Source organism: Bradyrhizobium sp. CCGUVB14, assembly GCF_024199935.1.
In the GTDB taxonomy this organism is placed as follows: Bacteria; Pseudomonadota; Alphaproteobacteria; order Rhizobiales; family Xanthobacteraceae; genus Bradyrhizobium.
In genome coordinates, this window is sequence record NZ_JANADS010000001.1 from 657371 (window position 1) to 680440 (window position 23070).

The following is a 23070-nucleotide window of genomic DNA, read 5'->3' on the forward strand; positions in this document are numbered from 1 at the left end:
GGGGGCAAGCGGGTTCCTGCGGGGCAGGCTTCAGGTCCAGCCGGGGGTATGGGTTAACCGAGATCATGGCGCGTTACATCGACGAGATCCTGCAGCCCGGCGAGCGGGTGCTGTATTCGACCAATGCGCACTGGATCTTCTATTTCCCGGCCATTCTGGCCTGGATCGTGGCGATCGCCCTTTTCGTGCTGTCCAGGCAGACCGATATCTACAGCGTGATGATCGTCTGCCTGTTCGGCTCCGGCCTGGTGGCGCTGGCCGCCCTGTTCTGGACCCTGAAGGGCTGGTTCCATCGCTTCACCACTGAGACCGACGTCACCAACCTCAGGGTTGTGCATAAGACCGGCTTCATCAAGCGCCGCACCTTTGAAATGGCGCTCGACAAGGTCGAAAGTGTCGACGTCAACCAGTCGATTCTTGGACGTATTCTCAACTACGGCGACGTGACCATAAACGGCGTCGGCGAAGGTCGCGAGACCATCCGGACGATCGCCTCGCCGCTGGCCTTCCGTAGTTCGATCACCACGCGGTAGGACCGCGCCCAACCATGAGCATGCAGCAAGATACTTCCGCAACTGCCACCGCCCAGCCCGGCTCGACCGTCGATGCCGCCGAGATCGCGAAATTCTCAAAGCTCTCGGCCGAGTGGTGGGACCCCAAGGGCAAGATGGCGCCGCTGCACCGGATCAATCCGCTGCGGCTCGGCTATATCCGCGACGCGGCCTGCCGCAAGTTCGAGCGCAATGTGCGTAGCCTCAACTGCCTCGGGGGCTTGCGCGTGCTCGACATCGGCTGCGGTGCCGGCCTGCTGTGCGAGCCGCTGTCGCGGCTGGGTGCGCAGGTCATCGGCGTCGATCCGTCGGCGAGCAACATTGCGGCGGCGAAGCTGCATGCCGACAAGAGCCATCTGTCGATCGACTATCGCTGCACCACGGTGGAGGAGATCGACCCGCGCGAGCGTTTCGACATCGTGCTGGCGATGGAAGTGGTCGAGCACGTCGTCGACGTCGGCGTCTTCCTGAAGCGCTGCGCCGCGATGCTGAAGCCGAACGGCCTGATGGTCGTGTCCACCCTCAATCGGAACTGGAAGAGCTTCGCGCTCGCCATCGTCGGCGCCGAATACGTGCTGCGCTGGCTGCCGCGCGGCACCCACGAATGGAACAAGTTCGTCACCCCCGATGAGCTGACCAAATATCTCCTCGACAACCGCCTCGTCATCACCGAGCAGACCGGCGTCGTCTACTCCCCCTTCGCCGACAAATGGACCCTCTCGTCGGACATGGACGTGAACTACATGGTCGTGGCGGAAGGGATGGTGTGAGGCCAAGCTGCCTCCAAACATCCGGTGTCGTCCTGGCGAAAGCCAGGACCCATTACCCTAAGGACTAGTTGTGAGGCGAAGCTCGTCACCACGGGTCTTCGCAAAACCACTCCCTGGGGTAATGGGTCCTGGATCTGCGCTTCGCTTGTCCAGGACGACGGCGGAGTTTGTAGCGAGAGCATCGCTCCTATGACATGGGCGTCATTGACCTGACGCCGTGTGCTCGGCAGTTTGCAGCAGCACTCCCCTCGCAGCCTCAAACCCCCATGCTCACCGTCACCAGTCTCTGGATTCCCTTCACCGTCATTGCTGCGCTCGGCCAGGTCGCGCGCAACGCGATGCAGAGGTCGCTGACGAAGCCGTTGGGGACCTGGGGCGCGACCAATATCCGCTTTCTGTTCGGCTTCCCGTTCTCCCTGCTGTTCCTGGGGCTTGTGCTGGTTGCGACCGGCGATCACATCGGCATGCCGCCGACCGTGTTCTGGCCGTGGCTGCTGCTGGGCGCGCTCAGCCAGATCGTCGCGACCGGCTTGATGCTGCTCGCGATGAACGACCGTTCGTTCGTGGTGACGACGGCCTACCTGAAGACCGAGGCGATCCAGACCGCGATCTTCGGCTTCGTCTTCCTCGGTGACCATCTGACCTGGCTGAAGGTACTGGCGATCGTGATCGCGACCGTCGGCGTCGTCATTACGGCGCTGCGGCCCGGTGGCGAGAAGAGCTTTGCGGAATTGAAGCCGACCATCACCGGCCTCGTTGCGGCGGCAGCGTTCGCGCTCTCCGCGGTCGGCTTCCGCGGCGCAATCATCACTGTGCCGAACGTATCGTTCGTGACCGCATCGTCGTTCACGCTGGTGCTCGGCCTGTTCGTGCAGACGCTGATCCTGACGATCTACCTGCTCTGGCGCGCGCCAAAAATACTTCAGTCGATCCTGGGATTATGGCGGCCGTCGCTGCTCGCCGGCTTCATGGGCGCCTTCGCCTCGCAATTCTGGTTCCTGGCGTTCGCGCTGACGGCCGCCGCCAATGTCCGCACCCTCGCGCTGATCGAGGTGCTGTTCGCGCAAGCGGTGGCGTATTACTCGTTCAAGCAGCCGATCGCAGCTCGCGAGATTTTTGGGATCGTGCTGATCGTGCTCGGCGTGGCGCTGCTGGTGGGTTTCTGACGCGCCCTGCGCGTCAGTTCCGGTCTTCGGGCAAGGTCGGCAGCGGCGACACTTCGATGCCTTCGTCGATCAGCGACTTTGCCTCGTCCGGCGAGGCCTCGCCGTAGATCGGGCGGTGCTCCTTGTCGCCGTAATGCATCGCGCGGGCTTCGTTGGCAAAGCGCTCGCCGACATTGTCGGCGTTCTTGACGATGTGGTCGCGCAATTCTTTCAGCTTGGTCCGCAGCTCGCGCTCCTGCGCCATCATCAGCGAGGTGGATCCAGACGGCGCAGCCTCGGGCGCCGGCGTGGTGGCCGGCTCCGCCGGAGGTGTTGCGCGCCCCTTCTTGCCGACGATGCGCGGCGCCATGATCGCCTTGTCGACCTTGGCCGAGCCGCAGATCGGGCAGGTCACGAGCTTGCGCTTCACCTGCGAATCGTAGGCCGACGAGCTCTGGAACCAGCTCTCGAACTCGTGCTTGCGGTCGCAATGGAGCGCGTAGCGGATCATGCTGATCCCCGCACCAGATGCAGATGATCCGGCCCGGCCTTGGGATCGGAGACGCCGAAGCGGCGGCCGTGCTGGAGCGAGGGGATCGCGCGGCGCGCGGTCTCGACCTTGGCCGGGTCGATCTTGGCCATGATGATGCCGGGCTCGACATCGCCCTCGGCAAGGATCTCGCCCCAGGGATCGATGATCAGCGAGTGACCATAGGTCTCGCGCTTGTTCTCGTGGGTGCCTGCCTGGGCAGCTGCGAAGATGAAGCAGCCGGTCTCGATCGCGCGCGACCGCAGCAGGATGTGCCAGTGCGCCTCGCCGGTCTTGCGGGTGAAGGCGGAGGGAACGGTGATGAAGTAGGCGCCACTTTCAGCGAGTGCGCGGTAGAGCGCGGGGAAGCGCACGTCGTAGCAGATCGTCAAGCCAATGCGGCCCCAGGGCAGGTCGGAGATCACGGCGGTCTCGCCCGGCTGGTAATTGGCGGATTCGCGATAGCTCTCGCCGTCCGGCAGCTCGATGTCGAACATGTGGATCTTGTCGTAGCTCGCGAGGACGTTGCCCTCGGGCCCGATCAGGAAGGAGCGGTTGACCGCCTTCTCGGCTGAGAAGCGCAGCGCCAGCGAGCCGACATGGATGTGGATCTTCAGCTCGGCGGCGAGCGCGCGATACGCCTTCAGCGAGGCGTCGTCCTCCTCGCTCTGCAGATGCTCGAACAGCGCCTTGCGGTTCAGCTGCATCATGTTGCTGACTTCGGGCGTCTGCACGTAGTCGGCGCCCTTGGCTGCCGCCTCGCGGATCAGCCTTGTTGCCTGCGCGAGGCTCGGCTCGGGCATCAAGCCGGTGCGCATCTGAATCATGGCCGCGGTGAAGGTGCGATTCTGAGCTTGATCCTGGCTCATGAGACCGCCTTGACGCTTTCGAGGAGCCCGTCGAGCTTGCCTTCGCGGTCGAGCGTGTAGAGGTCGTCGCAGCCGCCGATATGGGTTCCGCCGATCCAGATTTGCGGGAAGGTCGAGCCCTCGCCGGCGCGGTCGTACATCTCCTCGCGCCAGGACGGATTCTGGGCGACGTCGAATTCCGTGAAGCTCGCCTTCTTGCGGGTCAGAAGCGACCTGGCAGCGGAACAATAGCCGCATCCCGGCCTGGTGTAGATCTCGACAGCAGAGTTCATGGCGTCCAGCGCTCTCATGTCATGAATTTATTGAATTATATGGGACTTTACCGGCTCTCGACAACCCGGGCAAAGACCAGCACGTCGACCTGGGCCGCCTTGGCGCGAAGCAGTGCACGCGCGCAGGCATCCAGCGTCGCGCCCGATGTCAGGACATCATCGACAAGGATGATGCGTCGGCCCTGGACCTCGGCCTGACGGTCGGGGGATACCTGGAATGCGCCCTGCACATTGGTGGCGCGCTGGGCACGCGACAGGCCGATCTGCTGCTCGGTGGCGCGGACCCGGCGCAGCACCTCGCTCCGGACCTTGACCCCGCTCTGCCGCGCGATGATGTGCGCCAGCGCACCGGACTGGTTGTAGCGGCGGCGCCAGGCCCGGCGCCAATGCAGCGGCACCGGCACCAGCATGTCAGCGCCGGCAAGCAGCTCGCCGCCCGCGCGCGCCATCCAGCGGCCCATGGCGGGCGCCAGATCGGTGCGGTCCTGGTATTTCAGCGCATGCACCAGCGTGCGCGCGACATCGTCATAACGCACCGCCGCGCGTGCCCGCTGGTAGGCGGGCGGGCTGGCGATCGCCTCCATCGACAACATGTCGGGGCCGGGATCGTAGACAAAGGGAATGCCGAGCCGCGGACAATAGGGCCGCTCGATGAACGACAATTTTGCCCAGCACGCCGCACAAACGCCCTCGCCATCGACCGGCTCGCGGCAGGACACGCACAGCGTCGGCAGCGCAATGTCGAGCGCAAGCCGCGCCGCGCGCGACAGCACGTGGCGGCCAGCCGTCCATGCGGCGCGCAAGGGTTTGGCGATGGAGCGGGTCGGGGCGGCGTCGGCGTCCATGAGGGGAGGCTAGCGTTCCGCGACCATCCGCTCAAGAAGGGGCGTCAGGAAAGCAGATCGTGGTGCTCTCTCAGGATGGTGCGGGCGCCTCGCCGCTCCTGGGTCGGTGCCAGGATCGAGTCGTAGGCAAGCCGCATCTGGCGGGCAGCCCGCGCAGGGGGCATCGCGCCTATCCCTGTGCCCAGACCCGGGACGAGCAAGGACTGGATCGCCTCGTCAGCACCGGCATTGTGCGTGAGAATCGCGATCAATGCTGCCCGGAACGCGAGGTACACGTTCACGGTCTGATCGATGCGCATCGGGACGCGCATCGTGGGGGCACTCACGAGGAACGCGAAGCGCGGATGGCCTGTGGCAAGCACGACTGCCTGGCCGACCGGAAGCTCGCCATAATGGTGCTCGGCCAATTCGGCTTGCAGATTGGTCTGGAGGTCCCAGCCGAAATATCGCGAATAGAGCAGGTCGATCCCGCCGTCCATGTGCCCAAAGCTGTTGGCTGGGCTCAGGATCGCGTCGGCCTCTTGCGCAAAAATGTCGCCAAGCGAAACCTCGACGTCCGCCACGCCGGCGAACGCCGATCTCCACGCTTCGACTACGTCGGCGCTGATGTCGCGAAGATGAATGCTGAGCACTGTCGGAGTCTCGGTGAGACCTCACTATACGATGATGCGTTCGGCCGTTCCAACAGTCTCGCTGTTGCGTGGGTTGCCAGAGTGGCCGTCATGAGCGTAACCAGCGGCATGGCTCAGACCCCGCAGACCCCGCCGGCCTTGTTTGATCGCGCTTTGCTGCATGCGCGGCAGCAGCGCGCGCAGGCGCAGGGGCCGGTTTCCTTCCTGCTCGACCGGGCCGCTGAGGACATGTCCGACCGGCTGGCCGCGGTGATGCGTGAATTTCACGCGCCAGCTGATCTCTGGACGCCCGGTGACGGGCTCACGGCGCTGCGTGCGCGGTTGCCGTCTATCGAACGGATCACGCTCGATGCGGTGGGCTCGGAGAAACTGCCCTTCGCAGCCGAAAGCCTCGATCTCGTCGTCTCGGCGCTGGCGCTGCAATTCGTCAACGATCTGCCGGGTGTGCTTGCGCAGGTTCGTCGCGCGCTGAAGCCGGACGGTCTGCTGCTGGCTGCGATGATCGGTGGCGACAGCCTGACTGAGCTTCGGCAATCGTTTGCCGAGGCGGAGGCCGAATGCGAGGGCGGTGTGTCGCCGCGCGTGGCGCCGTTTGCCGATCTCAGAGACATCGGCGCGCTGTTGCAGCGGGCGGGCTTTGCGCTGCCGGTTACCGACGTCGACCGCGTCGTGGTGCGCTATGGCAATGCGTTCGCGTTGATGCAGGATCTCCGCCGCATGGGTGCGGCCAATGTGCTGATCGAGCGGCGGCGCGCGCCGAGCCGTCGCGCGACGCTGGTGCGCATGGCCGAAATCTATGCCGAGCGCTTTGCCGATGCCGATGGGCGCATTCGCGCCACCTTCGATATCATCTGGCTCTCCGGCTGGGCCCCGCATGCGAGCCAGCAGCAGCCGCTGAAGCCGGGATCGGCGAAGGCGAGCCTGGCGGAGGCGGTGAAGAAGGCGGGGAAAGAGTGATCCTCATGGTGAGGAGGCGCGTTAGCGCCGTCTCGAACCATGCAGGCCCGGCTCTCGCCGTATGGCTATCCTTCGAGACGACCGCTTTGCGGTCTCCTCAGTATGAGTTCTGTCTCACATCAGCAAATCAATCAGATGCGGGATCAGCGGAATGTCCGCCGGCGGCATCGGATAGTCGCGCAATTTGTTGGCGCGGACCCAGGCGAGCGTCTGGCCTTCGCGGGCCTCGACGATCCCCTCCCAGCGCCGGCAGATGTAGAGCGGCATCAGGAGATGAAAGGTCTCGTAACCGTAGCTTGCAAAGGTCAGCGGCGCGAGGCACGGCTCGGCGACGGTGATGCCGAGCTCCTCGTGGAGCTCGCGGATCAGGCTCTGCTCCGGCCGCTCGCCGGGCTCCAGCTTGCCGCCCGGAAATTCCCAGAGGCCCGCGAGCGTCTTACCAGGAGGGCGCTGCGCGATCAGCACGCGCTTGTCGGCATCGACGAGTGCACACGCCACCACCAGTGTCAGTTTGAGATCGGCCATGCGTGATTGTCGCTCGCTGAAGGTGATCGCAACGCTTTGCTAACCCCGTTGCGGCCGGCGTTTCTACGATCTCCACACGTCAGATTCAATCGACGGTTCTTCGCTCGGGAACGCGCAAACTTTCCGGGGTCGATCATCCGTGCGGGCAACAACAGCTTGCGCCGTGTTTCGGCATCTATCTATAATTGAGCTCGTCGAGGGGCGCTCGATGATAGGGGGCATGCAAGATGAAGTCGGTCGGAATTGTTGTCGTCGCAATGTCAGTTATGGCCGGGCCCGCCGTTGCGGACTCCTGCATCGTGCCGTTCATCAAGACCCTGGACAACCAAACCGTGTCCGGGACGATGTATGCGGCCAGCGGAAAACGCTGCAGCATCATCGTAGCGCGCACGCGGGGCCCCATCTTCAGCGCCCGCGTGGTCACGCAGCCCGGCAACGGCAGCGTATCGATCAGTGGCAACCGAGTGATCTATCTTTCCCGCCCCGGCTATGTCGGGGACGATCGCTTTGTTTATGCCCGCCAGGGACTGGATGCGGTCAATCGGCCGATCACGCGGACAGTCGACGTCAGCGTGAAGGTCTCCAGCCGGCTCTGACCCGTCAGGACCTGTAGTCGCCATTGATCGCGACATATTCCTTGGTGAGGTCGCAGGTCAGCACGCGGTCGCGGCCCTTGCCGAGGCCGAGCGAGACCTTGATGGCGATCTCCGGGGCCTTCATCGCTTCCGACACCTGTGCCTCGTCATAGGACGGATCGCGCGCGCCGCTCTTGGCGACGCGGATGCCGTTGAAGGAGATCGAGAGCTTGTCGCGATCGGCGGGCTCGCCGGCCTTGCCGACGGCCATCACCACGCGACCCCAATTGGCGTCCTCGCCGGCGATGGCGGTCTTCACCAGCGGCGAGTTGGCGATCGACATCGCGATTCTGCGTGCCGAAGCCTTGGTCTTGGCACCCTCGACGGTGATCTCGACCAGTTTTCGCGCGCCTTCACCGTCGCGCGCTACTTGCTCGGAAAGATTTGCCAGGATCTGGTTGAACGCTTTCACGAAGGCCTTCAGGCGCGGATCGCTGGCGCGGCTGATCTTGGGCGCACCGTGCTCGGCGGCAGCGCCGGTGGCGAACGCCAGCAGCGTGTCCGAGGTCGAGGTGTCGCCGTCGATCGTGACCGCATTGAAGGTGTCCTCGACGCCGGCCTTGAGCAGCGCCTGCAGCGCGGCGGGCGCGATCGGCGCGTCGGTGAAGATGAAGGACAGCATCGTCGCCATGTCGGGGGCGATCATGCCGGCGCCCTTGGCCATGCCGTTGATGGTGACCTTGGCCTTGCCGAGCTTCACGGTCGCGGTCGCGACCTTGGGGAAGGTGTCGGTGGTCATGATCGCCTTGGCGGCAGCGAGGTAATCGCCGGCCTCGGCGGTCTCGGCGAGGCGGCCCAGCACGCCGTCGAATTTGGTCGCGTCCAGCGGCTCGCCGATCACGCCGGTCGAGGCCAGAAAGATCTCGCTTTCGCTGCAGCCGACGGCCTTGGCCGCGATCTTCGCGGTCAGCGCCGTGGAACCGCGGCCGGTCTTGCCGGTGAAGGCGTTGGCATTGCCGGAATTGACGACCAGCGCGCGTGCCTTGCCGCCCTTCAGTTTTGCACGGCACCATTCGACCGGCGCGGACGGGCATTTCGACTTGGTGAAGACGCCCGCGACCGCGGTGCCCTTGTCCATGATCGCCAGCAGCACGTCGGTGCGGTTCTTGTAGCGGATGCCGGCCTCGGCCGTCGCGAGGCGGACGCCCGCGATCACGGGCATGTCGGGAACGTTCTTCGGGGCGAGCGGGGAGACGGTTGAGGACATCGCGGGGTGCCTTGGCTTGTGCCTTGGTGAGGTCTGGATATGCAGATGGCCGGGCGATGCCCGGCCATTGCGATGCTTAGATACTCTTGGCGTCACCGAAGTGACAGCAGATTTTTACTTCTTGGCGGGGGGCGCCATCTTGCTGTCGGCCGGCTTGGCGTCCTTCGACGCGTCGGCCGCCGGCTGGTCCATCCGCTCGACCTTGGCTTCGGCACGCAGCTTGGCGACGTAGTCGGCCTGGGCCTTGCGGGTGACGTACTGCTCGATCTGCGGCTTGACCTGGTCGAACTCCGGCGCCTTGCGGTTGCGCTTTTCCTCGACCTTGATGATGTGCCAGCCGAACTGCGACTTCACGGGATCGGAGATCTTGCCCGGGTCGAGCGCGAACGCGACGGCCGAGAATTCGGGCACCATCTGTTCCTTGGTGAAGAAGCCGAGGTCGCCGCCGTCGGCGGAGCCCGGATCCTTGGACTTCTTCTTGGCGAGCTCGGCGAAATCGGCGCCCTTGTCGAGCTCGGCCTTCACCGCCTTGGCCTCGTCCTCGGTCTCGACCAGGATGTGGCGGGCGCGCACTTCCTGCTCGCCGGTGATCTGCTTGGAGGCCTCCTCATAGACCTTCTTCATGGCGTCGTCGTTGGTGGCAGCCTTGCCTTCCTGGGCCAGCAGGCTGTCCATCAGCAGGCGGTTGCGGGCGAACGCCATCCGCTTCTTGAATTCCTCGCCGTCGGCGACCTTCTTGTCCTCGGCGGCCTTGGCCACGATCTTCATGTCGATCAGGAACGACAGGACATTGTCGTCCTTGGTCGCGGGATCCATCTGGGCGAGGCTCGGTCCGAGCTCTTCCTCGGCCATGGTCACGTCGCTTTTCTTGATTTCAGCGCCATTGACCTTCGCCAGGACCGGATCGTCGGCCGCCCGGAGCGGGCCGGCGACCGCCAGGGACAGCACCAAGGCAAAGCAGCCAGCCAGGGCGGACGCGTGGCGGAAACGCAGTCCGGTGGTTACCGGGAACGAGGTGGTCATGCAAAATCCTTATGTTGAAGCAGGGGCTGCTTAAGCGGGGCGGACACTCGCCCAATTCAGGGGGGCTTGGCAACGCGAAAAGTCTGTCAAAATGATGAATTGGCCGCAATGCGCCCGCCGTTGACAAGGCCCTGACCGGGCCATATCTCTGCCCGGTCGCGACCATGGCGATGGCGTTTATTTTGCTGCGTTTTTGGCCGTTGAACCCAGACTAGTCCAATTCCCACCCATATGGCGGATGACCCCCGCAGTCCGGGCTCTGACGCCAGCAGGCGTCACGGTGAGTTGATAGGCAAGCGGGTGACAACTTCTTGGCTGCAACGCGGTTAATTCGCGAACACAGGAACTAGGCATGATCGGCGCGCTCGCCCGCAAGTTTTTCGGCTCCGCCAACGACCGGCGGGTGAAGGGATACCAATCCCGCGTCAACGCGATCAACGCGCTGGAGGGAGAGGTCTCGAAACTCTCCGACGAGGCGCTCAAGGCCCGTACCGCCGAGTTCAAGAAGCAGCTTGCCGAGGGCAAGACGCTGGACGACCTGCTGGTGCCCGCCTTCGCCACCGTGCGCGAGGCCGCCAAGCGGACGCTCGGCCAGCGCCATTTCGACGTCCAGCTGATCGGCGGCATGGTGCTGCACGAGGGCGACATCGCCGAGATGAAGACCGGCGAAGGCAAGACGCTGGTGGCAACGCTCGCGGTCTATCTCAATGCGCTCGCCGGCAAGGGCGTCCACGTCGTCACCGTCAACGATTACCTCGCCCGCCGCGACTCCGGCTGGATGGGCCAGATCTACGGCTTCCTCGGCCTGACCACCGGCGTGATCGTCCATGGCCTCGACGATGCCGAGCGCAAGGCGTCCTATGCCTGCGACATCACCTACGGCACCAACAACGAATACGGCTTCGACTATCTGCGCGACAACATGAAGTACCGGCTCGAGGACATGGTCCAGCGGCCGCACTTCTACGCCATCGTCGACGAAGTCGACTCGATCCTGATCGACGAAGCGCGCACGCCGCTGATCATCTCCGGCCCGCTCGACGACCGTTCCGACTTCTACAACACCATCGACTCGTTCCTGCCCAAGCTCGACAAGAGCGACTACGACGTCGACGAGAAGCAGCGCACGGTGACGCTGACCGAAGCCGGCATGGAGAAGATCGAGAAGCTGCTGCGCGATGCCGGCCAGCTCAAGGGTGAGTCGCTCTACGACGTCGAGAACGTCTCCGTCGTGCACCACATCAACCAGGCGCTGCGTGCCCACACGCTGTTCACCCGCGACAAGGACTACATCGTCCGCGACGACGAGGTCGTCATCATCGACGAGTTCACCGGCCGCATGATGCAGGGCCGCCGCTATTCCGAAGGTCTGCACCAGGCGCTGGAAGCCAAGGAACACGTTCAGGTCCAGCCCGAGAACCAGACGCTCGCCTCGATCACCTTCCAGAACTACTTCCGCATGTACGAAAAGCTCGCCGGCATGACCGGCACGGCGCTGACGGAAGCTGACGAGCTGTTCGACATCTACAAGCTCGAGGTCGTTGAGATCCCGACCAATCTGTCGGTCGCCCGTCTCGACGAGGACGACGAGGTCTATCGCACCCAGAACGAGAAATACGCGGCGATCCTGGCCGAGATCGAGCGCGCCAATGCGCGGTTGCAGCCGGTGCTGGTCGGTACCGCCTCGATCGAAAAGTCGGAAGTGATTGCCGAATACCTCAAGAAGCACGGCTACCGGCAGATCGACTTCGGCAACGAGAATTCGATGCAGAAATTGTACGCCGCGGCGCGCGCCGGCAAGCCGGCCAAGCTGTTCGCAGTGCTGAACGCGCGCTTCCACGAGCAGGAAGCCTACATCGTCGCCGAGGCTGGCGTTCCCGGTGCGATCACGATCGCGACCAACATGGCCGGCCGCGGTACCGACATCAAGCTCGGCGGCTCGCTTGAAATGCGCATCCAGCAGGAGACTGCTGATATCGAGGACGAGGCCGAGAAGGCCAGGAAGATCGAGCAGATCAAGGCCGACATCGAGCACTTCCGCGACATCGTGCTGAAGGCCGAGGAGACCGTCGAGATCGAGCCGGCCAAGGGCTCCAAGCCCGCCAAGACCGTGAAGAAGCCGGGCGGCCTCTACATCATCGGCTCCGAGCGGCACGAATCCCGCCGCATCGACAACCAGCTGCGCGGCCGTTCCGGCCGTCAGGGCGACCCCGGCCGCTCAAAATTCTTCCTGTCGCTGGAAGACGATCTGATGCGCATCTTCGGCTCGGATCGTCTGGACAGCATGCTCCAGCGTCTCGGCCTGCAAGAGGGCGAGGCGATCATCCATCCCTGGATCAACAAGGCGTTGGAGAAGGCGCAGCAGAAGGTCGAGGCGCGCAACTTCGACATCCGCAAGAACCTGCTCAAGTTCGACAACGTCCAGAACGACCAGCGCAAGGTGATCTTCGATCAGCGCGTCGACCTGATGAAGGACGACAGCGTTGCGGAAACCGTTACGGACATGCGCCACGCCTTCATCGACGATCTCGTCGCCAAGCACGTGCCCGAGCATGCCTATGCCGAGCAGTGGGACGTCGCCGGCCTGAAGGACGAGCTGAAGCGCGTGCTCGATCTCGACCTGCCGGTCGAGGACTGGGCCAAGGAAGAAGGCATCGCCGACGAGGAGCTGCTCAAGCGCATCGAGACCAAGGCCGACGAGCACATGGCCGCCAAGGTCGCGCAATGGGGCCCCGACGTGATGCGTTACGTCGAGAAGACCATCCTGCTGCAGACGCTCGACCATCTCTGGCGCGAGCATCTGATCATGCTCGACCATCTGCGCCAGGTCATCGGCCTGCGTGGCTACGGCCAGCGCGATCCGTTGCAGGAATATAAGACCGAGGCCTTCAACCTCTTCCAGGAGATGAGCGCGCATCTGCGCGAGGCCGTCACGGCGCAGCTGATGCGGGTCGAGATCGTCCCGCCGGAGCAGGAAGCCCCGATGCTGCCCGCGATGGAAGCGCACAAGCTCAATCCGGACACCGGCGAAGACGAAATGGCACTCGCCAACGTGACGCTGGCCCCGCAGGCCACCGACGCGGCGTTGCGCGACCCGAAGAACCCGGCCAGCTGGGGCAAGGTCGGCCGCAACGAGGACTGCCCCTGCGGTTCAGGCAAGAAGTTCAAGCACTGCCATGGGCGGTACGGCTAGGATTTGATGCGATTGTGAGGCGCGACGTCAGCGCCTCACTTGCCGCCGTCGTCCCGGCGAACGCCGGGACCCATACCGCGGAATCTCTCGATGGTGCGCAGTCATTGTACCGCGCTAGACAGAGTAACTACCAATCGTTGAAACAACCACGCCCTGTGGTTATGGGTCCCGGCGTTCGCCGGGACGACAGTCTTTGTTGATTTGGCGACGCCGCAACTTTCGCGACAAGCGCCACACCTCAATTCGAGCTGTCGATCAAGCTCTCCAGCAGCCGCTTCAGCTCGCTCGTCGACTTGTCGCCGTAGCTTTCCAGGATGTGCTCTTCCTGGTCCACCGCGAGCGAGTTGAGCTTCTTGCAAAGCACCTTGCCGCGATCGGAGATGAACATCAGCACCTTGCGGCGGTCGTTCGGGTCCTGCACGCGGTAGACCAGCGTGTCGGAGACCATGCGGTCGATCATCTTGGTGAGCGTCGGATGGTTGAGCAGCACGGCATCCGCTAGCTCGCCCATCGAATGGCCATCGCCGTCCGACAGTACTTTCAGGATGCGCCACTGCTCGACGGGAACTCCCTCCTTGCTCAACCGCAGTTCGAGCTGCCGGTTGATCTCCCGGTTAGCTTGCGCGAGCAGGTAGGCGAGGTGTTCGGTGATTGGAGCGTTCGATTTTGCCACGGCTAAGACTTCGTCTTGACCCAAATGAGTGAATGTCTTGCAATCAATGCTGCTTCTATATGCACTTCAATTCTTGAATATTCAATATTTTCAAAATAGGATGATTGCACAACAAAAGGGCGGAAGCCGCGGCCGCCTGCTCAATGTGCTTTCAGGTCTGGTACCGGACAGGAGTTGGCGTGCGCGCGACGGTAAACTTCCCGGCTCACAGCGGTCCGGCGTTGCCGCCGTCTCTGCTGTTCAGGAATCTGTCGTCATCGGCGGCTGACGGCGCGTTGTCGCCGAGCGATCATGCCTTTCTTCGGCGTCGCGGTACCAACAAGCTGCGCGTCGGCTGCTTCATCTGCTGCAGCGGCTCCCCCGGCATCTGGGGGCCGTGCGCCACCAACACCGCGCAGCTCGCGGTCGCCGAGATCAACAAGCGTGGCGGCATTTTGGGGCGCGAGATCGAGCTGTCGATCTATGATGCCGGCGGTCCGCTCGACGGTGTCCTGAGCCGCGCCAAGCAGGCGGTCGTCGACGACGAGATCGATCTCGTCATCGGCATGCACACCAGCGCGGTTCGCGTCGCGCTCCGCAAGATCACCACCGCGAACCGGATCCCCTATATCTACACGCCGGTCTATGAGGGCGGCGAATTGACGCCGGGCGTCATGGCGATCGGCGAAACGCCGCGCTGGCAGAGCCGGCCTTCGATCCACTGGCTGGCGGACGTCAAGAAAGCGGCGCGCTGGTACCTGATCGGCAGCGATTATGTCTGGCCATGGCAGTCGCACCGCGCGGTGAAGCGCTACATCAAGGAAACCGGCGGAAGCGTCGTCGGCGAGGAGTTCGTTCCTCTCGGTGAGGACAATCACGAGCCGCATCTGGAGCGTATCCGCGCCGCAAAGCCGGACGTCGTCCTGATCTCGCTGATCGGGACCGACAGCATCACCTTCAATCGCGCCTTCGGCGAGTGCGGTCTTGCCGCGACGACGTTGCGGCTGGCCGGTGCGATGGACGAGACCGTGCTGCTCGGCATCGGCGCCGACAACAGCGAGAACATGTTCTGTGCCTCCGGCTATTTCCCCGGTGTCGGTTCGCGCGCCAATGACGACTTCCAAAGCCGCTATCACCGGATGTTCGGACCGAACGCCGCGCCGATCGGCTCGCTCGGCCAGTCCAGCTACGAGGGCCTGCGATTCCTTGAAGCTGTTGCGAACAAGGCCGGTTCGTTGGCGATGGGGCCGATGCTCGCGGCGGGGCGCAACATCGATTACGGCGGCGCGCGCGGCCCGGTGGTCGTACGCAACGGTCACGCGCGCATGCAGATGTATCTCGCCGAGGCCGATGGCCTCGACTTCAAGCTGATCAAACCGATCTGAGATGGCAGCGGCAATCGGGACGCGGGCAAACGCAAAATAATACTTGAAAAGGAAAATATTTCCGTTTTGAATGTTTCGGCGACGCCGGTGGTGCGTGCGTCGCGCCGGGGCGGTCGCGCCCAACGTTCGTTCCAAGACACTTCAGGAGAGCGCCGTGACAGTTGTCCTTCCCACGCCAGCCCAACTTCGCAGCGTTGCCGAGCAGTGCGGCCTCGCGCTGACCGACGACGATGTCGCCTCGTTCCGCGGCCTGATGCAGGGCTCGATCGATGCCTACAATCTCGTCGGCGCCATGCCCGACGAGGTGCCGGCGGTGAAATATCCGCGCACGCCGGGCTACCAGCCGTCGGCAGAGGAGAATCCGCGCAACGCCTGGTACCGCAAGTCGACCGTGAAGGGCGCCAGCTCCGGTAAGCTCAAAGGCAAGACCGTCGCGCTGAAGGACAACATCATGCTGGCCGGCGTGCCCATGATGAACGGCTCGACCACGCTCGAAGGCTATGTTCCCGATTTCGACGCCACCATCGTCACGCGTATGCTCGATGCCGGCGCCGAGATTGCGGGCAAGGTGCATTGCGAATCCTTCTGCATGTCGGGCGGCAGCCACACCAATGCGGTCGGCGCCGTCCACAATCCCTACAAGATGGGCTATTCGGCCGGCGGCTCGTCCTCCGGCAGCGGTGTCGTCGTCGCACTCGGCGAAGTCGACATGGCGATCGGCGGTGACCAGGGCGGCTCGATCCGCATGCCGTCCTCGTTCTGCGGAACCTACGGCATGAAGCCGACCTGGGGCCTCGTGCCCTATACCGGCATCATGCCGATCGAGATTTTCGTCGATCACACCGGCCCGATGACGGCGACGGTCGCCGACAACGCGCTGCTGCTCGAAGTGCTCGCCGGCGATGACGGTTACGATCCCCGCATCAAGGCACCGAAGGTCGAGGAATACACCAAGGCGCTCGGCCAGGGCGTCAAGGGCATGAAGATCGGCATCTTGAAAGAAGGTTTCGAGCAGGCGACTGCCGAGGCCGCCGTCAATGAAAGCGTGCGCGAGGCCGCAAAGCGTTTCAAGGATCTCGGCGCAACGGTCGAGACGGTCTCGATCCCGATGCATCTCGCCGGCCCCGCGATCTGGACGCCGATCGGCACCGAGGGCATGACCCAGACCATGATGTACGGCGACGGCTATGGCCTGTCGCGCGGCGACCTCTACTCGACCACGCTGATGGATTTCCATCGCGGCTGGCGCCGGCAGGCGGACTCGCTGTCCGAAACCACAAAGCTGTTCCTGCTGCTCGGCACCTACATCAACAACACCTTCGGTCCCCGTTACTACGGCAAGGCGCTCAACATCTCCCGCCGCCTCACTGCAGCCTACGACAAGGCCTTCAAGGATTACGACCTCCTGTTGCTGCCGACGACGCCGATGAAGGCGACCAAGCTGCCGGAGCCGACCGCCAGCCGCGAGGACTACGTCGCGCGCGCGCTCGAGATGATCTCCAACACCGCACCGTTCGACATCACCCATCATCCCGCGATGTCACTGCCTTGCGGCATGGTCGACGGCCTGCCGGTCGGCCTGATGCTGGTCGGTCGCATGTTCGAGGAATCCACCATCTACCGCGCCGCCCATGCGTTCGAGCAGATCGGCGACTGGAAGAAGATGTGAGCGAGGCATTGATGCAGGCGAGGTGGATCGTAGCGTATGGCTAACGCATTCGTCGCGGCGTTCGAAATCCTGAGCTTCGGCGCGATCATCGTCCTGATCGTGCTGGGGCTCGGGATCATCGCCAGCATGATGGGCATCTTCAACTTCGCGCAGGGCGAGTTCGTCCTGCTCGGGGCCTACATCACCTATCTCGCTTACGCCAAGGGCCTGCCGATCTGGGCCGGCATGGTCGCCGCGCCCTTTGTCGTTGGCGCACTCGGATTCGTGCTGGAGGCACTGATCATCCGCCGCTTCTACGCCGCGCCGATCGTGGCGATGCTCGGCACCTATGCGCTCGGCCTGATCATCCGCGAATCCGTGCGCGGCCTGATCGGCGGCTTCTATCTCACCGTCCCCGAGCCGATCGGCGGCTCGATCGATATCGGCACCATGCACATCTCGGCGTGGCGCTTCACCATCATCGTCATCACGCTCCTGGTGATGGCTGGCTGCTATCTCCTGCTGTCGCGCACGAGCTTTGGTCTGCGCATGCGCGCCACGCTGGAGAACCCGTCGCTGGCACGCGCATCGGGCATTTCCACGCCCCTGATGTACGGCGCCACCTTTGCCTTTGGGTCGGCGCTCGCCGGCCTTGCCGGCGCGCTGATCGTGCCGGTGTTCAGCCTCTATGCCGATCTCGGCATCCGCTTCCTGATCCAGGGCTTTGTCGCCGTCATGGTCGGCGGTGTCGGATCCTTCATCGGCCCGGTCGCCGGCGCGGGTGTGATCGGCACGCTCAGTGCCGCACTGCCCTGGATCATGGCGCCCGTGGTCGCCGATGTCCTGGTCTTCGTTCTCGCCATTGCCTTCATCAAATTCCGGCCGCAGGGCCTCATCGCTGGAAAAGGGGTTTAGTCACATGTTCGATCGTCAACTCTCACGCCGCCGCTTTATGTCCAATTTCGCTTTCGCCTCCGGTGCGGTCGCGACCGGGGTCGGCAGCTGGGTGATTCCGGCGCCCTGGGCCAATGCCGCCGAAGCCCCGATCAAGGTCGGCATCGCGACCGATCTCACCGGCCCGATCGCGTATGCCGGCAATGCCGACGCCAATGTCGCCAAGATGGTGATCAAGGAGATCAACGCATCAGGCGGGCTGCTCGGCCGTCCGCTCGAGCTCTACATCGAGGACACCTCGTCGAATGAATCGGTCGCCGTCGGCAACGTGCGCAAACTGATCCAGCGCGACAAGGTCGACATGGTGCTGGGCGGCATCACCTCGTCGATGCGCAATGCGATCAAGGACCCGATCGTGGCGCGCGGCAAGACGCTCTACATCTATCCGCAGCTCTATGAGGGCAAGGAGTGCACGCCCTATCTGTTCTGCACCGGGCCGACGCCGGCGCAGCAATGCGACGAATTCATCCCCTGGCTGATCAAGAACGGCGGCAAGAAGTTCGCATTGCCGAGCGCCAACTATGTCTGGCCGCACACGCTCAACGTCTATGCCCGCAAGGTGATCGAATCCAACGGCGGCGAGGTCGTGTTCGAGGAGTATTATCCGCTCGATCAGGTCGACTTCTCCGCGACCGTCAACCGCATCATCTCCAACAAGGTCGACGTCGTCTTCAACACCGTCATCCCGCCGGGCGTGGGTCCGTTCTTCAAGCAGCTCTATGAAGCCGGCTTCCTCAAGAACGGCGGTCGTCTGGCCTGCGTCTACTATGATGAGAACACGCTCAACATCAATCAGGCCGCCGAGATCGAGGGCCTCGCCAGCTGCCTCGACTATTTCAAGGTGCTGACCAAGGAGAATCCGTTCGACGCAAAAATCCAGGCGGCCTACGAGAAAGACGCCTCTTTTGAAAACCGAGTGGGTGCAGTGACGGCTTTGGCCGCTTGACGACGAGCGCCGCGTTCATCCCTATGTTCGACGGGATGAGAGACCATCCCTCCGTCCCGACCTGCCTTGCCCGGTGCAAGGGGGCGTTCGGCGGTCAAGGATGGCCGCAGGCCACCGCACCGCGGCGCGAAGCGTCCTTGAGGGCCGACCGCCCCCTTGCGATGCTGGGTGCAGGTGGGGCTCTGGGAGGCGTGTGGGACGGTGCAAAATCAGCTCTTCGAATCGGCGCTTGGGATTACCAAGCCGTGGTACGTTCGGGGCGTCGACTTCGACGCTGCCAAGAAGGTTCTGACGATCACTGTCGATTTCGTCGCCGGGACGCGATTTGCGGTCGCCGGTGTCGCGGGCGTCCACCCGGTTCATGACACCCAGATCAAGCGGCTGCGACATCTCAACTTCTTCCAGCACGAATGCTTCCTGGAGGTTCGGACGCCGCGGGTGAAGCTGCCCGATGGGAAGGTCGTCCTGGCCGAGCCCGCTTGGTTCGGCAAGCTCGCCGGCTTCACCCTGCTGTTCGAAGCGCTGGTGCTGGCCATGGCCCAGCAGATGACCTTTGCGGCCGTCGCCAAGCTGGTCGACGAATCCTGGCATCGGGTCCACGCGATCTGCTCGCGCTATGTCAATCTCGCCTTGGCCGAGGCGGACCTTTCGGCAGTGACCGCCGTGGCGATCGACGAGACGTCCTGCCGGCGCGGCCACAATTATCTGACCATCACCGCCGACACCGATGAGCGGAAGGTAGTGTTCGTCACCGAGGGCAAGGACGCCAAGACGGTGGCCGATTTCGCCGCCGATCTGGCCGCCCACAAAGGTACCGCCGAGCAGGTCCGTTTGGTCAGCATCGACATGTCGCCGGCCTTCATCAAGGGCGTCGCAGATCATCTGCCCAACGCCCGCATCACCTTCGACAAGTTCCATGTCGTCGCCCACGCTTCCACTGCCGTCGACAAGATGCGGCGCCTCGAACAGCGCACAGATCCAAGCCTCAAAGGGCTGCGCTGGACGTTGCTCAAGGACCGCGGCCGGCTGTCGGACGAAAGTCGCGCCGATCTCGACACCTTGATTGCTCAGGCCGCGACCAAACGCACGGCGCGTGCCTGGCTCTATCGCGAGCATCTGCGCGACATCCTCGATCGCAAGCAGATCAACGTCGTCTCCGCCATGCTCAAACAGTGGTGCACCAACGTCCTGCGCTCCAGGGTCGAGCCGATGAAGGAGGTCGCCAGAATGATCCGCAAGCACTTCGACGGCATCGTCGCCTGGACGCAAACCCGCCAGACCAACGGCTACATCGAAGCCCTCAACGGCCTATTCCAGGCGGCTAAACGCAAGGCCCGCGGCTACACCCGTTTCACAACGATGCGCACCGTCCTCTTCCTCATCGCCGGAAAACTCGACTTCACTCCGATCAACCCCCATGCCGCGTAGCCCACTCAAAGTTCAAAAGAGCCAGAAAGACTTCCCGGGCAACTTCCTGTTCGCGGCCGGAAGTGCCGCGACCGGCACCTATCGCGGCCTCAAGCTGTGGGAAGCGGCCGTCAAGGAAGCCGGCAAGGTCGATCGTGACTCGGTTGCGGCTGCGCTCGACCACGCCAAGATCGCGGAAGGCCCGGGCGGGCCGGCCGAGATGGTGCCGGGCAAGCGGCATTGCAAGATGAAGATGTACACCGCGGTCGCCAAGGCCGGGAACTACGAGATCGTCGGACGCAGCGACGGTCTCGTCGATCCCAAGGAATGCTGAGCCGGACTGTTCTTCACCTCTCCCCGACGGGGAGAGGTGAATCCGCGGCCAACTACCGGGCTGACTTACGATGATTGACTCGAAATGCTAAAGTCCATGGGTGTAGCTAAGCAGGCGGTTCACGCCGAAGTCGACGAGGGGGCGGCCGCTCCGGTGATTGAGCACGGTCCGGCGAAGCAAACTGCTTCGACACGAAAAGTCCTGCCGATCGTGGAGGGCGTGGTGCTCGTTGCCGCGCTCGCCGCGCCGCTGGTGCTGCAGGACTATCTCACGGTGTTCGCGACGCGCGTGGTCATCCTCGCGCTGTTCGCGCTGTCGTTCGATCTGGTCTGGGGCTATGCCGGCATCATGAGCTTCGGCCAGGCCTTGTTCTTCGGCTCGGCCGGCTATGGCGTCGCGCTGCTCGCGCGCGACTTGGACATCACCAACATCTTCCTGGTGCTGCCGGCGGGCACGCTGATCGGCCTCACCTTCGCGCTGCTGCTCGGCGGCTTCCTGCTGCTGGGCCGGCATCCCTCCAGCGTGATCTTCGTCTCGCTCGGCACCCTGACCGGTTCCTACGCCGCCGATCGCCTCGCGCGCGGCTGGTATTATCTCGGCGGCCAGAACGGCATTCCCTCGATTTCATCGATGACGCTCGGCGGCTACGAATTCTCGGAAGGCCCGGCGTTCTACTACCTCGTCCTCGGTATCCTCATCGTGGTCTATCTGCTCTGCCGCTTCCTGGTGCGCTCGCAGTTCGGGCTGGCGCTCGCGGGCTTACGCGAAAACGAGCAGCGCATCGCCTTCTTCGGCTACAAGGCGCAGCATCTGAAGGCGATCATCTTCGCGATCGGCGGCGCCATCGCGGGTCTCGCCGGCAGTCTCTATGCTTTCCACGAAGGCTTCGTCTGGCCCAACATGGTCGGCGTCGTGGTCTCGACGCAAGTCGTGCTCTACGTGCTGTTCGGTGGCTCCGGCACGCTGATCGGCGCCGTGATCGGCACGGTGATCGTCGAGGGCGTCAGCTTCTGGTTGTCGGACAATTATCGCGATATCTGGCCGATCATTTTGGGACTGTTGCTGCTGCTCGTGATCCTGTTCCGGCCGCTGGGCCTGATCAGCTTTGTCCTCGGCGAGCGCGAGCGGGTCGGCAGCTTCGGTGCCAGGATCAAGGGGAAGTAAAATGCCGCTCCTTGAAGCCGCGGGCATCTCGAAGATCTTCGGCAAGCTCACCGCGCTCGATGGCGCAGCGCTCACCGTCGGCGAGAACGAGTTTCACGGCCTGATCGGCCCCAATGGGTCCGGCAAGAGCACGCTGATGAAGTGCATTGCGGGTGCCGAAGTGCCGACGCAAGGCAAGGTGAGCTTCACCAATACCGACATCACCGCCTTCACGCCGACCGAGCGGGCGCGGGCGGGCATGAGTCTGAAGTTCCAGATCACCAGCGTGCTGCCGTCGCTGACGCTGTACGACAATATCCTGCTCGCGTTGCAGGCGCAGTCCTCGCTGCTGGACCTCGTCTTCTCGCGCACGCGCGTCGCGCTGCACGATCAGGTCATGACCATGCTGACGCAGTTCCGTCTCGCGAACCGCGCCTTCGACGCAGCCGCGGCGCTGTCGCACGGCCAGCAGCAATGGCTGGAGATCGCGATGGCGCTCGCCGGCAAACCCAAACTCCTTTTGCTCGACGAGCCGACCGGCGGCATGAGCCTGGAGGAGCGCCGCGTTACCGGCGAACTGCTGCAGCCGATCAAGCAGCATTGCTCGCTCGTCATCGTCGAGCACGACCTCGATTTCATCCGCGACATCTGCGATCGCCTCACCGTGCTCGACCAGGGCAAGGTGCTGGCATCGGGCACCGTGTCCGAGATCCAGGCCAACAAATCCGTCCAGGAGATTTATCTGCGCCGTGCCTGAATTTTTGGACATCAAGCATCTCGACGCCGGCTATGGCCGCAGCCAGGTCCTGTTCGACGTCAATCTCGGGATTCCCTGGCGCGGCGGCGTCGCGGTGCTCGGGCGCAATGGCGCCGGCAAGACCACGCTGATGAAGACCATCGTCGGCGAGTTGCCGGCATGGAAGGGCGAGGTCGGCTTCGACGGCCGCGACATCAGCCGCCGGCGGCCTGAGGAGCGCGTGCGCGCCGGCATCGGCTATGTGCCGCAGGAGCATTCGGTGTTTGCGCGCTTATCTGTGCGCGACAATCTCGCGGTCGGTTCGCTCTTCAACAAGGACGCCACCGCGGTCGACCGCGTGCTGGCCATCTTCCCGAAACTCGGCCAGCGCCTCGATCAACCCGCCGGCACGCTCTCCGGCGGCGAGCGCAAGATGCTCGCGATCGGCCGCGCCATGCTCGGCGATCCGAAATTGCTGCTGCTGGACGAGCCGACCGAAGGCGTCTGGATCGGCGTGATCGAGGAAATCACCGAGCGCCTGATCGAGCTCGCCAAGCAAATCGCCGTCATCATCGTCGAGCAGCACCTCGATTTGGCGCTGCGCGTCGCGGATTATGCGTATGTGCTCGACCGAGGCCGCGTCGCACTGCAAGGCGAGGCAGGCGAGGTGAGGGGCAATCCGGAGCTGATGCGGTATCTGGCGCCGTAGATC

At 63.8% G+C, this 23070-nt stretch carries 22 protein-coding genes and 2 pseudogenes; 15 read left to right on the plus strand and 9 right to left on the minus strand.

The window, feature by feature from the left end; translation table 11 throughout:
- Positions 1-65 precede the first annotated feature (65 nt).
- From NLM32_RS03120 to NLM32_RS03130, 3 genes are all read left to right on the plus strand, one after another.
- A complete protein-coding gene (locus tag NLM32_RS03120) occupies positions 66-533 on the plus strand; it encodes a PH domain-containing protein (RefSeq protein WP_254127824.1) in 468 nt (155 codons plus the stop codon).
- Between the two features lie 14 nt (positions 534-547).
- Positions 548-1321, plus strand: coding sequence for a bifunctional 2-polyprenyl-6-hydroxyphenol methylase/3-demethylubiquinol 3-O-methyltransferase UbiG (gene ubiG, locus NLM32_RS03125; RefSeq protein WP_254127825.1), 774 nt, complete (start codon positions 548-550; stop codon positions 1319-1321).
- 266 nt (positions 1322-1587) lie between these two features.
- Complete coding sequence (locus tag NLM32_RS03130; protein ID WP_254127826.1) at positions 1588-2487, plus strand: EamA family transporter; 900 nt, start codon at positions 1588-1590, stop codon at positions 2485-2487.
- A 13-nt stretch (positions 2488-2500) separates the two neighbouring features.
- On the opposite strand, the gene NLM32_RS03135 is transcribed toward NLM32_RS03130, so the two are convergent.
- The 5 genes from NLM32_RS03135 to NLM32_RS03155 are packed head-to-tail and all read right to left on the minus strand — an operon-like array spanning position 2501 to position 5544.
- On the minus strand, positions 2501-2977 hold the full coding sequence (locus NLM32_RS03135; protein WP_254127827.1) for a DUF1178 family protein: 477 nt from the start codon (positions 2975-2977) through the stop codon (positions 2501-2503).
- Entirely contained in the window at positions 2974-3864 is an 891-nt protein-coding gene (locus NLM32_RS03140) for a carbon-nitrogen hydrolase family protein (protein ID WP_254127828.1), read from the minus strand. Before NLM32_RS03140 ends, NLM32_RS03135 begins: the two co-directional genes overlap by 4 nt.
- A complete protein-coding gene (gene grxC / locus NLM32_RS03145) occupies positions 3861-4136 on the minus strand; it encodes a glutaredoxin 3 (RefSeq protein WP_254127829.1) in 276 nt (91 codons plus the stop codon). The genes NLM32_RS03140 and grxC overlap by 4 nt, the downstream gene beginning before the upstream one ends.
- Before the next feature lie 47 nt (positions 4137-4183).
- The gene (locus NLM32_RS03150; protein WP_254127830.1) at positions 4184-4981 is read right to left on the minus strand and encodes a ComF family protein; all 798 of its coding nucleotides are present in this window, start codon (positions 4979-4981) and stop codon (positions 4184-4186) included.
- Between the two features lie 44 nt (positions 4982-5025).
- Positions 5026-5544: a macro domain-containing protein gene (locus tag NLM32_RS03155; protein ID WP_254127831.1), complete on the minus strand. Its 519-nt coding sequence runs from the start codon at positions 5542-5544 to the stop codon at positions 5026-5028.
- Between the two features lie 177 nt (positions 5545-5721).
- On the opposite strand from NLM32_RS03155, the gene NLM32_RS03160 reads away from it, so the two are divergent.
- The gene (locus tag NLM32_RS03160; protein ID WP_254135193.1) at positions 5722-6570 is read left to right on the plus strand and encodes a methyltransferase domain-containing protein; all 849 of its coding nucleotides are present in this window, start codon (positions 5722-5724) and stop codon (positions 6568-6570) included.
- Positions 6571-6684: 114 nt separating this feature from the next.
- Here the strand turns inward: NLM32_RS03160 and NLM32_RS03165 are convergent, their stop codons facing one another.
- Positions 6685-7095: a (deoxy)nucleoside triphosphate pyrophosphohydrolase gene (locus NLM32_RS03165; RefSeq protein WP_254127832.1), complete on the minus strand. Its 411-nt coding sequence runs from the start codon at positions 7093-7095 to the stop codon at positions 6685-6687.
- Positions 7096-7322: 227 nt separating this feature from the next.
- On the opposite strand from NLM32_RS03165, the gene NLM32_RS03170 reads away from it, so the two are divergent.
- Positions 7323-7691 carry a hypothetical protein gene (locus tag NLM32_RS03170; RefSeq protein WP_254127833.1) on the plus strand — a complete coding sequence of 123 codons (369 nt, stop codon included), beginning with the start codon at positions 7323-7325 and terminating at the stop codon, positions 7689-7691.
- 4 nt (positions 7692-7695) lie between these two features.
- On the opposite strand, the gene argJ is transcribed toward NLM32_RS03170, so the two are convergent.
- Together argJ and NLM32_RS03180 are read right to left on the minus strand one after the other, a co-directional pair.
- A complete protein-coding gene (gene argJ, locus NLM32_RS03175) occupies positions 7696-8937 on the minus strand; it encodes a bifunctional glutamate N-acetyltransferase/amino-acid acetyltransferase ArgJ (protein WP_254127834.1) in 1242 nt (413 codons plus the stop codon).
- A gap of 114 nt (positions 8938-9051) precedes the next feature.
- A complete protein-coding gene (locus NLM32_RS03180) occupies positions 9052-9960 on the minus strand; it encodes a peptidylprolyl isomerase (protein WP_254127835.1) in 909 nt (302 codons plus the stop codon).
- A gap of 352 nt (positions 9961-10312) precedes the next feature.
- Between NLM32_RS03180 and secA the strand changes: the two genes are divergently transcribed.
- Positions 10313-13153: a preprotein translocase subunit SecA gene (gene secA / locus NLM32_RS03185; RefSeq protein WP_254127836.1), complete on the plus strand. Its 2841-nt coding sequence runs from the start codon at positions 10313-10315 to the stop codon at positions 13151-13153.
- 238 nt (positions 13154-13391) lie between these two features.
- On the opposite strand, the gene NLM32_RS03190 is transcribed toward secA, so the two are convergent.
- Complete coding sequence (locus NLM32_RS03190) at positions 13392-13826, minus strand: MarR family winged helix-turn-helix transcriptional regulator (protein WP_057747431.1); 435 nt, start codon at positions 13824-13826, stop codon at positions 13392-13394.
- Between the two features lie 179 nt (positions 13827-14005).
- Here NLM32_RS03190 and NLM32_RS03195 point away from each other — a divergent pair, with 179 nt between their 5' ends.
- The 9 genes and pseudogenes from NLM32_RS03195 (at position 14006) to NLM32_RS03235 (ending at position 23067) form a co-directional block, all read left to right on the plus strand.
- A complete protein-coding gene (locus tag NLM32_RS03195) occupies positions 14006-15190 on the plus strand; it encodes a substrate-binding domain-containing protein (protein WP_254127837.1) in 1185 nt (394 codons plus the stop codon).
- Positions 15191-15344: 154 nt separating this feature from the next.
- On the plus strand, positions 15345-16859 hold the full coding sequence (locus NLM32_RS03200) for an amidase (protein WP_254127838.1): 1515 nt from the start codon (positions 15345-15347) through the stop codon (positions 16857-16859).
- A gap of 36 nt (positions 16860-16895) precedes the next feature.
- Positions 16896-17753, plus strand: coding sequence for a branched-chain amino acid ABC transporter permease (locus tag NLM32_RS03205; protein WP_254127839.1), 858 nt, complete (start codon positions 16896-16898; stop codon positions 17751-17753).
- Positions 17754-17757: 4 nt separating this feature from the next.
- Positions 17758-18690 (plus strand): annotated as a pseudogene (locus NLM32_RS03210) (substrate-binding protein); the annotation flags it as partial.
- A gap of 249 nt (positions 18691-18939) precedes the next feature.
- The gene (locus NLM32_RS03215) at positions 18940-20166 is read left to right on the plus strand and encodes an ISL3 family transposase (protein ID WP_254127840.1); all 1227 of its coding nucleotides are present in this window, start codon (positions 18940-18942) and stop codon (positions 20164-20166) included.
- Positions 20167-20188: 22 nt separating this feature from the next.
- Positions 20189-20479 (plus strand): annotated as a pseudogene (locus NLM32_RS03220) (ABC transporter substrate-binding protein); the annotation flags it as partial.
- 84 nt (positions 20480-20563) lie between these two features.
- Positions 20564-21643 carry a branched-chain amino acid ABC transporter permease gene (locus NLM32_RS03225; protein WP_254127841.1) on the plus strand — a complete coding sequence of 360 codons (1080 nt, stop codon included), beginning with the start codon at positions 20564-20566 and terminating at the stop codon, positions 21641-21643.
- 1 nt (position 21644) lies between these two features.
- The gene (locus tag NLM32_RS03230; RefSeq protein ID WP_254127842.1) at positions 21645-22379 is read left to right on the plus strand and encodes an ABC transporter ATP-binding protein; all 735 of its coding nucleotides are present in this window, start codon (positions 21645-21647) and stop codon (positions 22377-22379) included.
- Positions 22372-23067 (plus strand): ABC transporter ATP-binding protein, encoded by a 696-nt coding sequence (locus tag NLM32_RS03235; protein ID WP_254127843.1) that lies wholly within the window; start codon positions 22372-22374, stop codon positions 23065-23067. The genes NLM32_RS03230 and NLM32_RS03235 overlap by 8 nt, the downstream gene beginning before the upstream one ends.
- Positions 23068-23070: the final 3 nt, after the last annotated feature.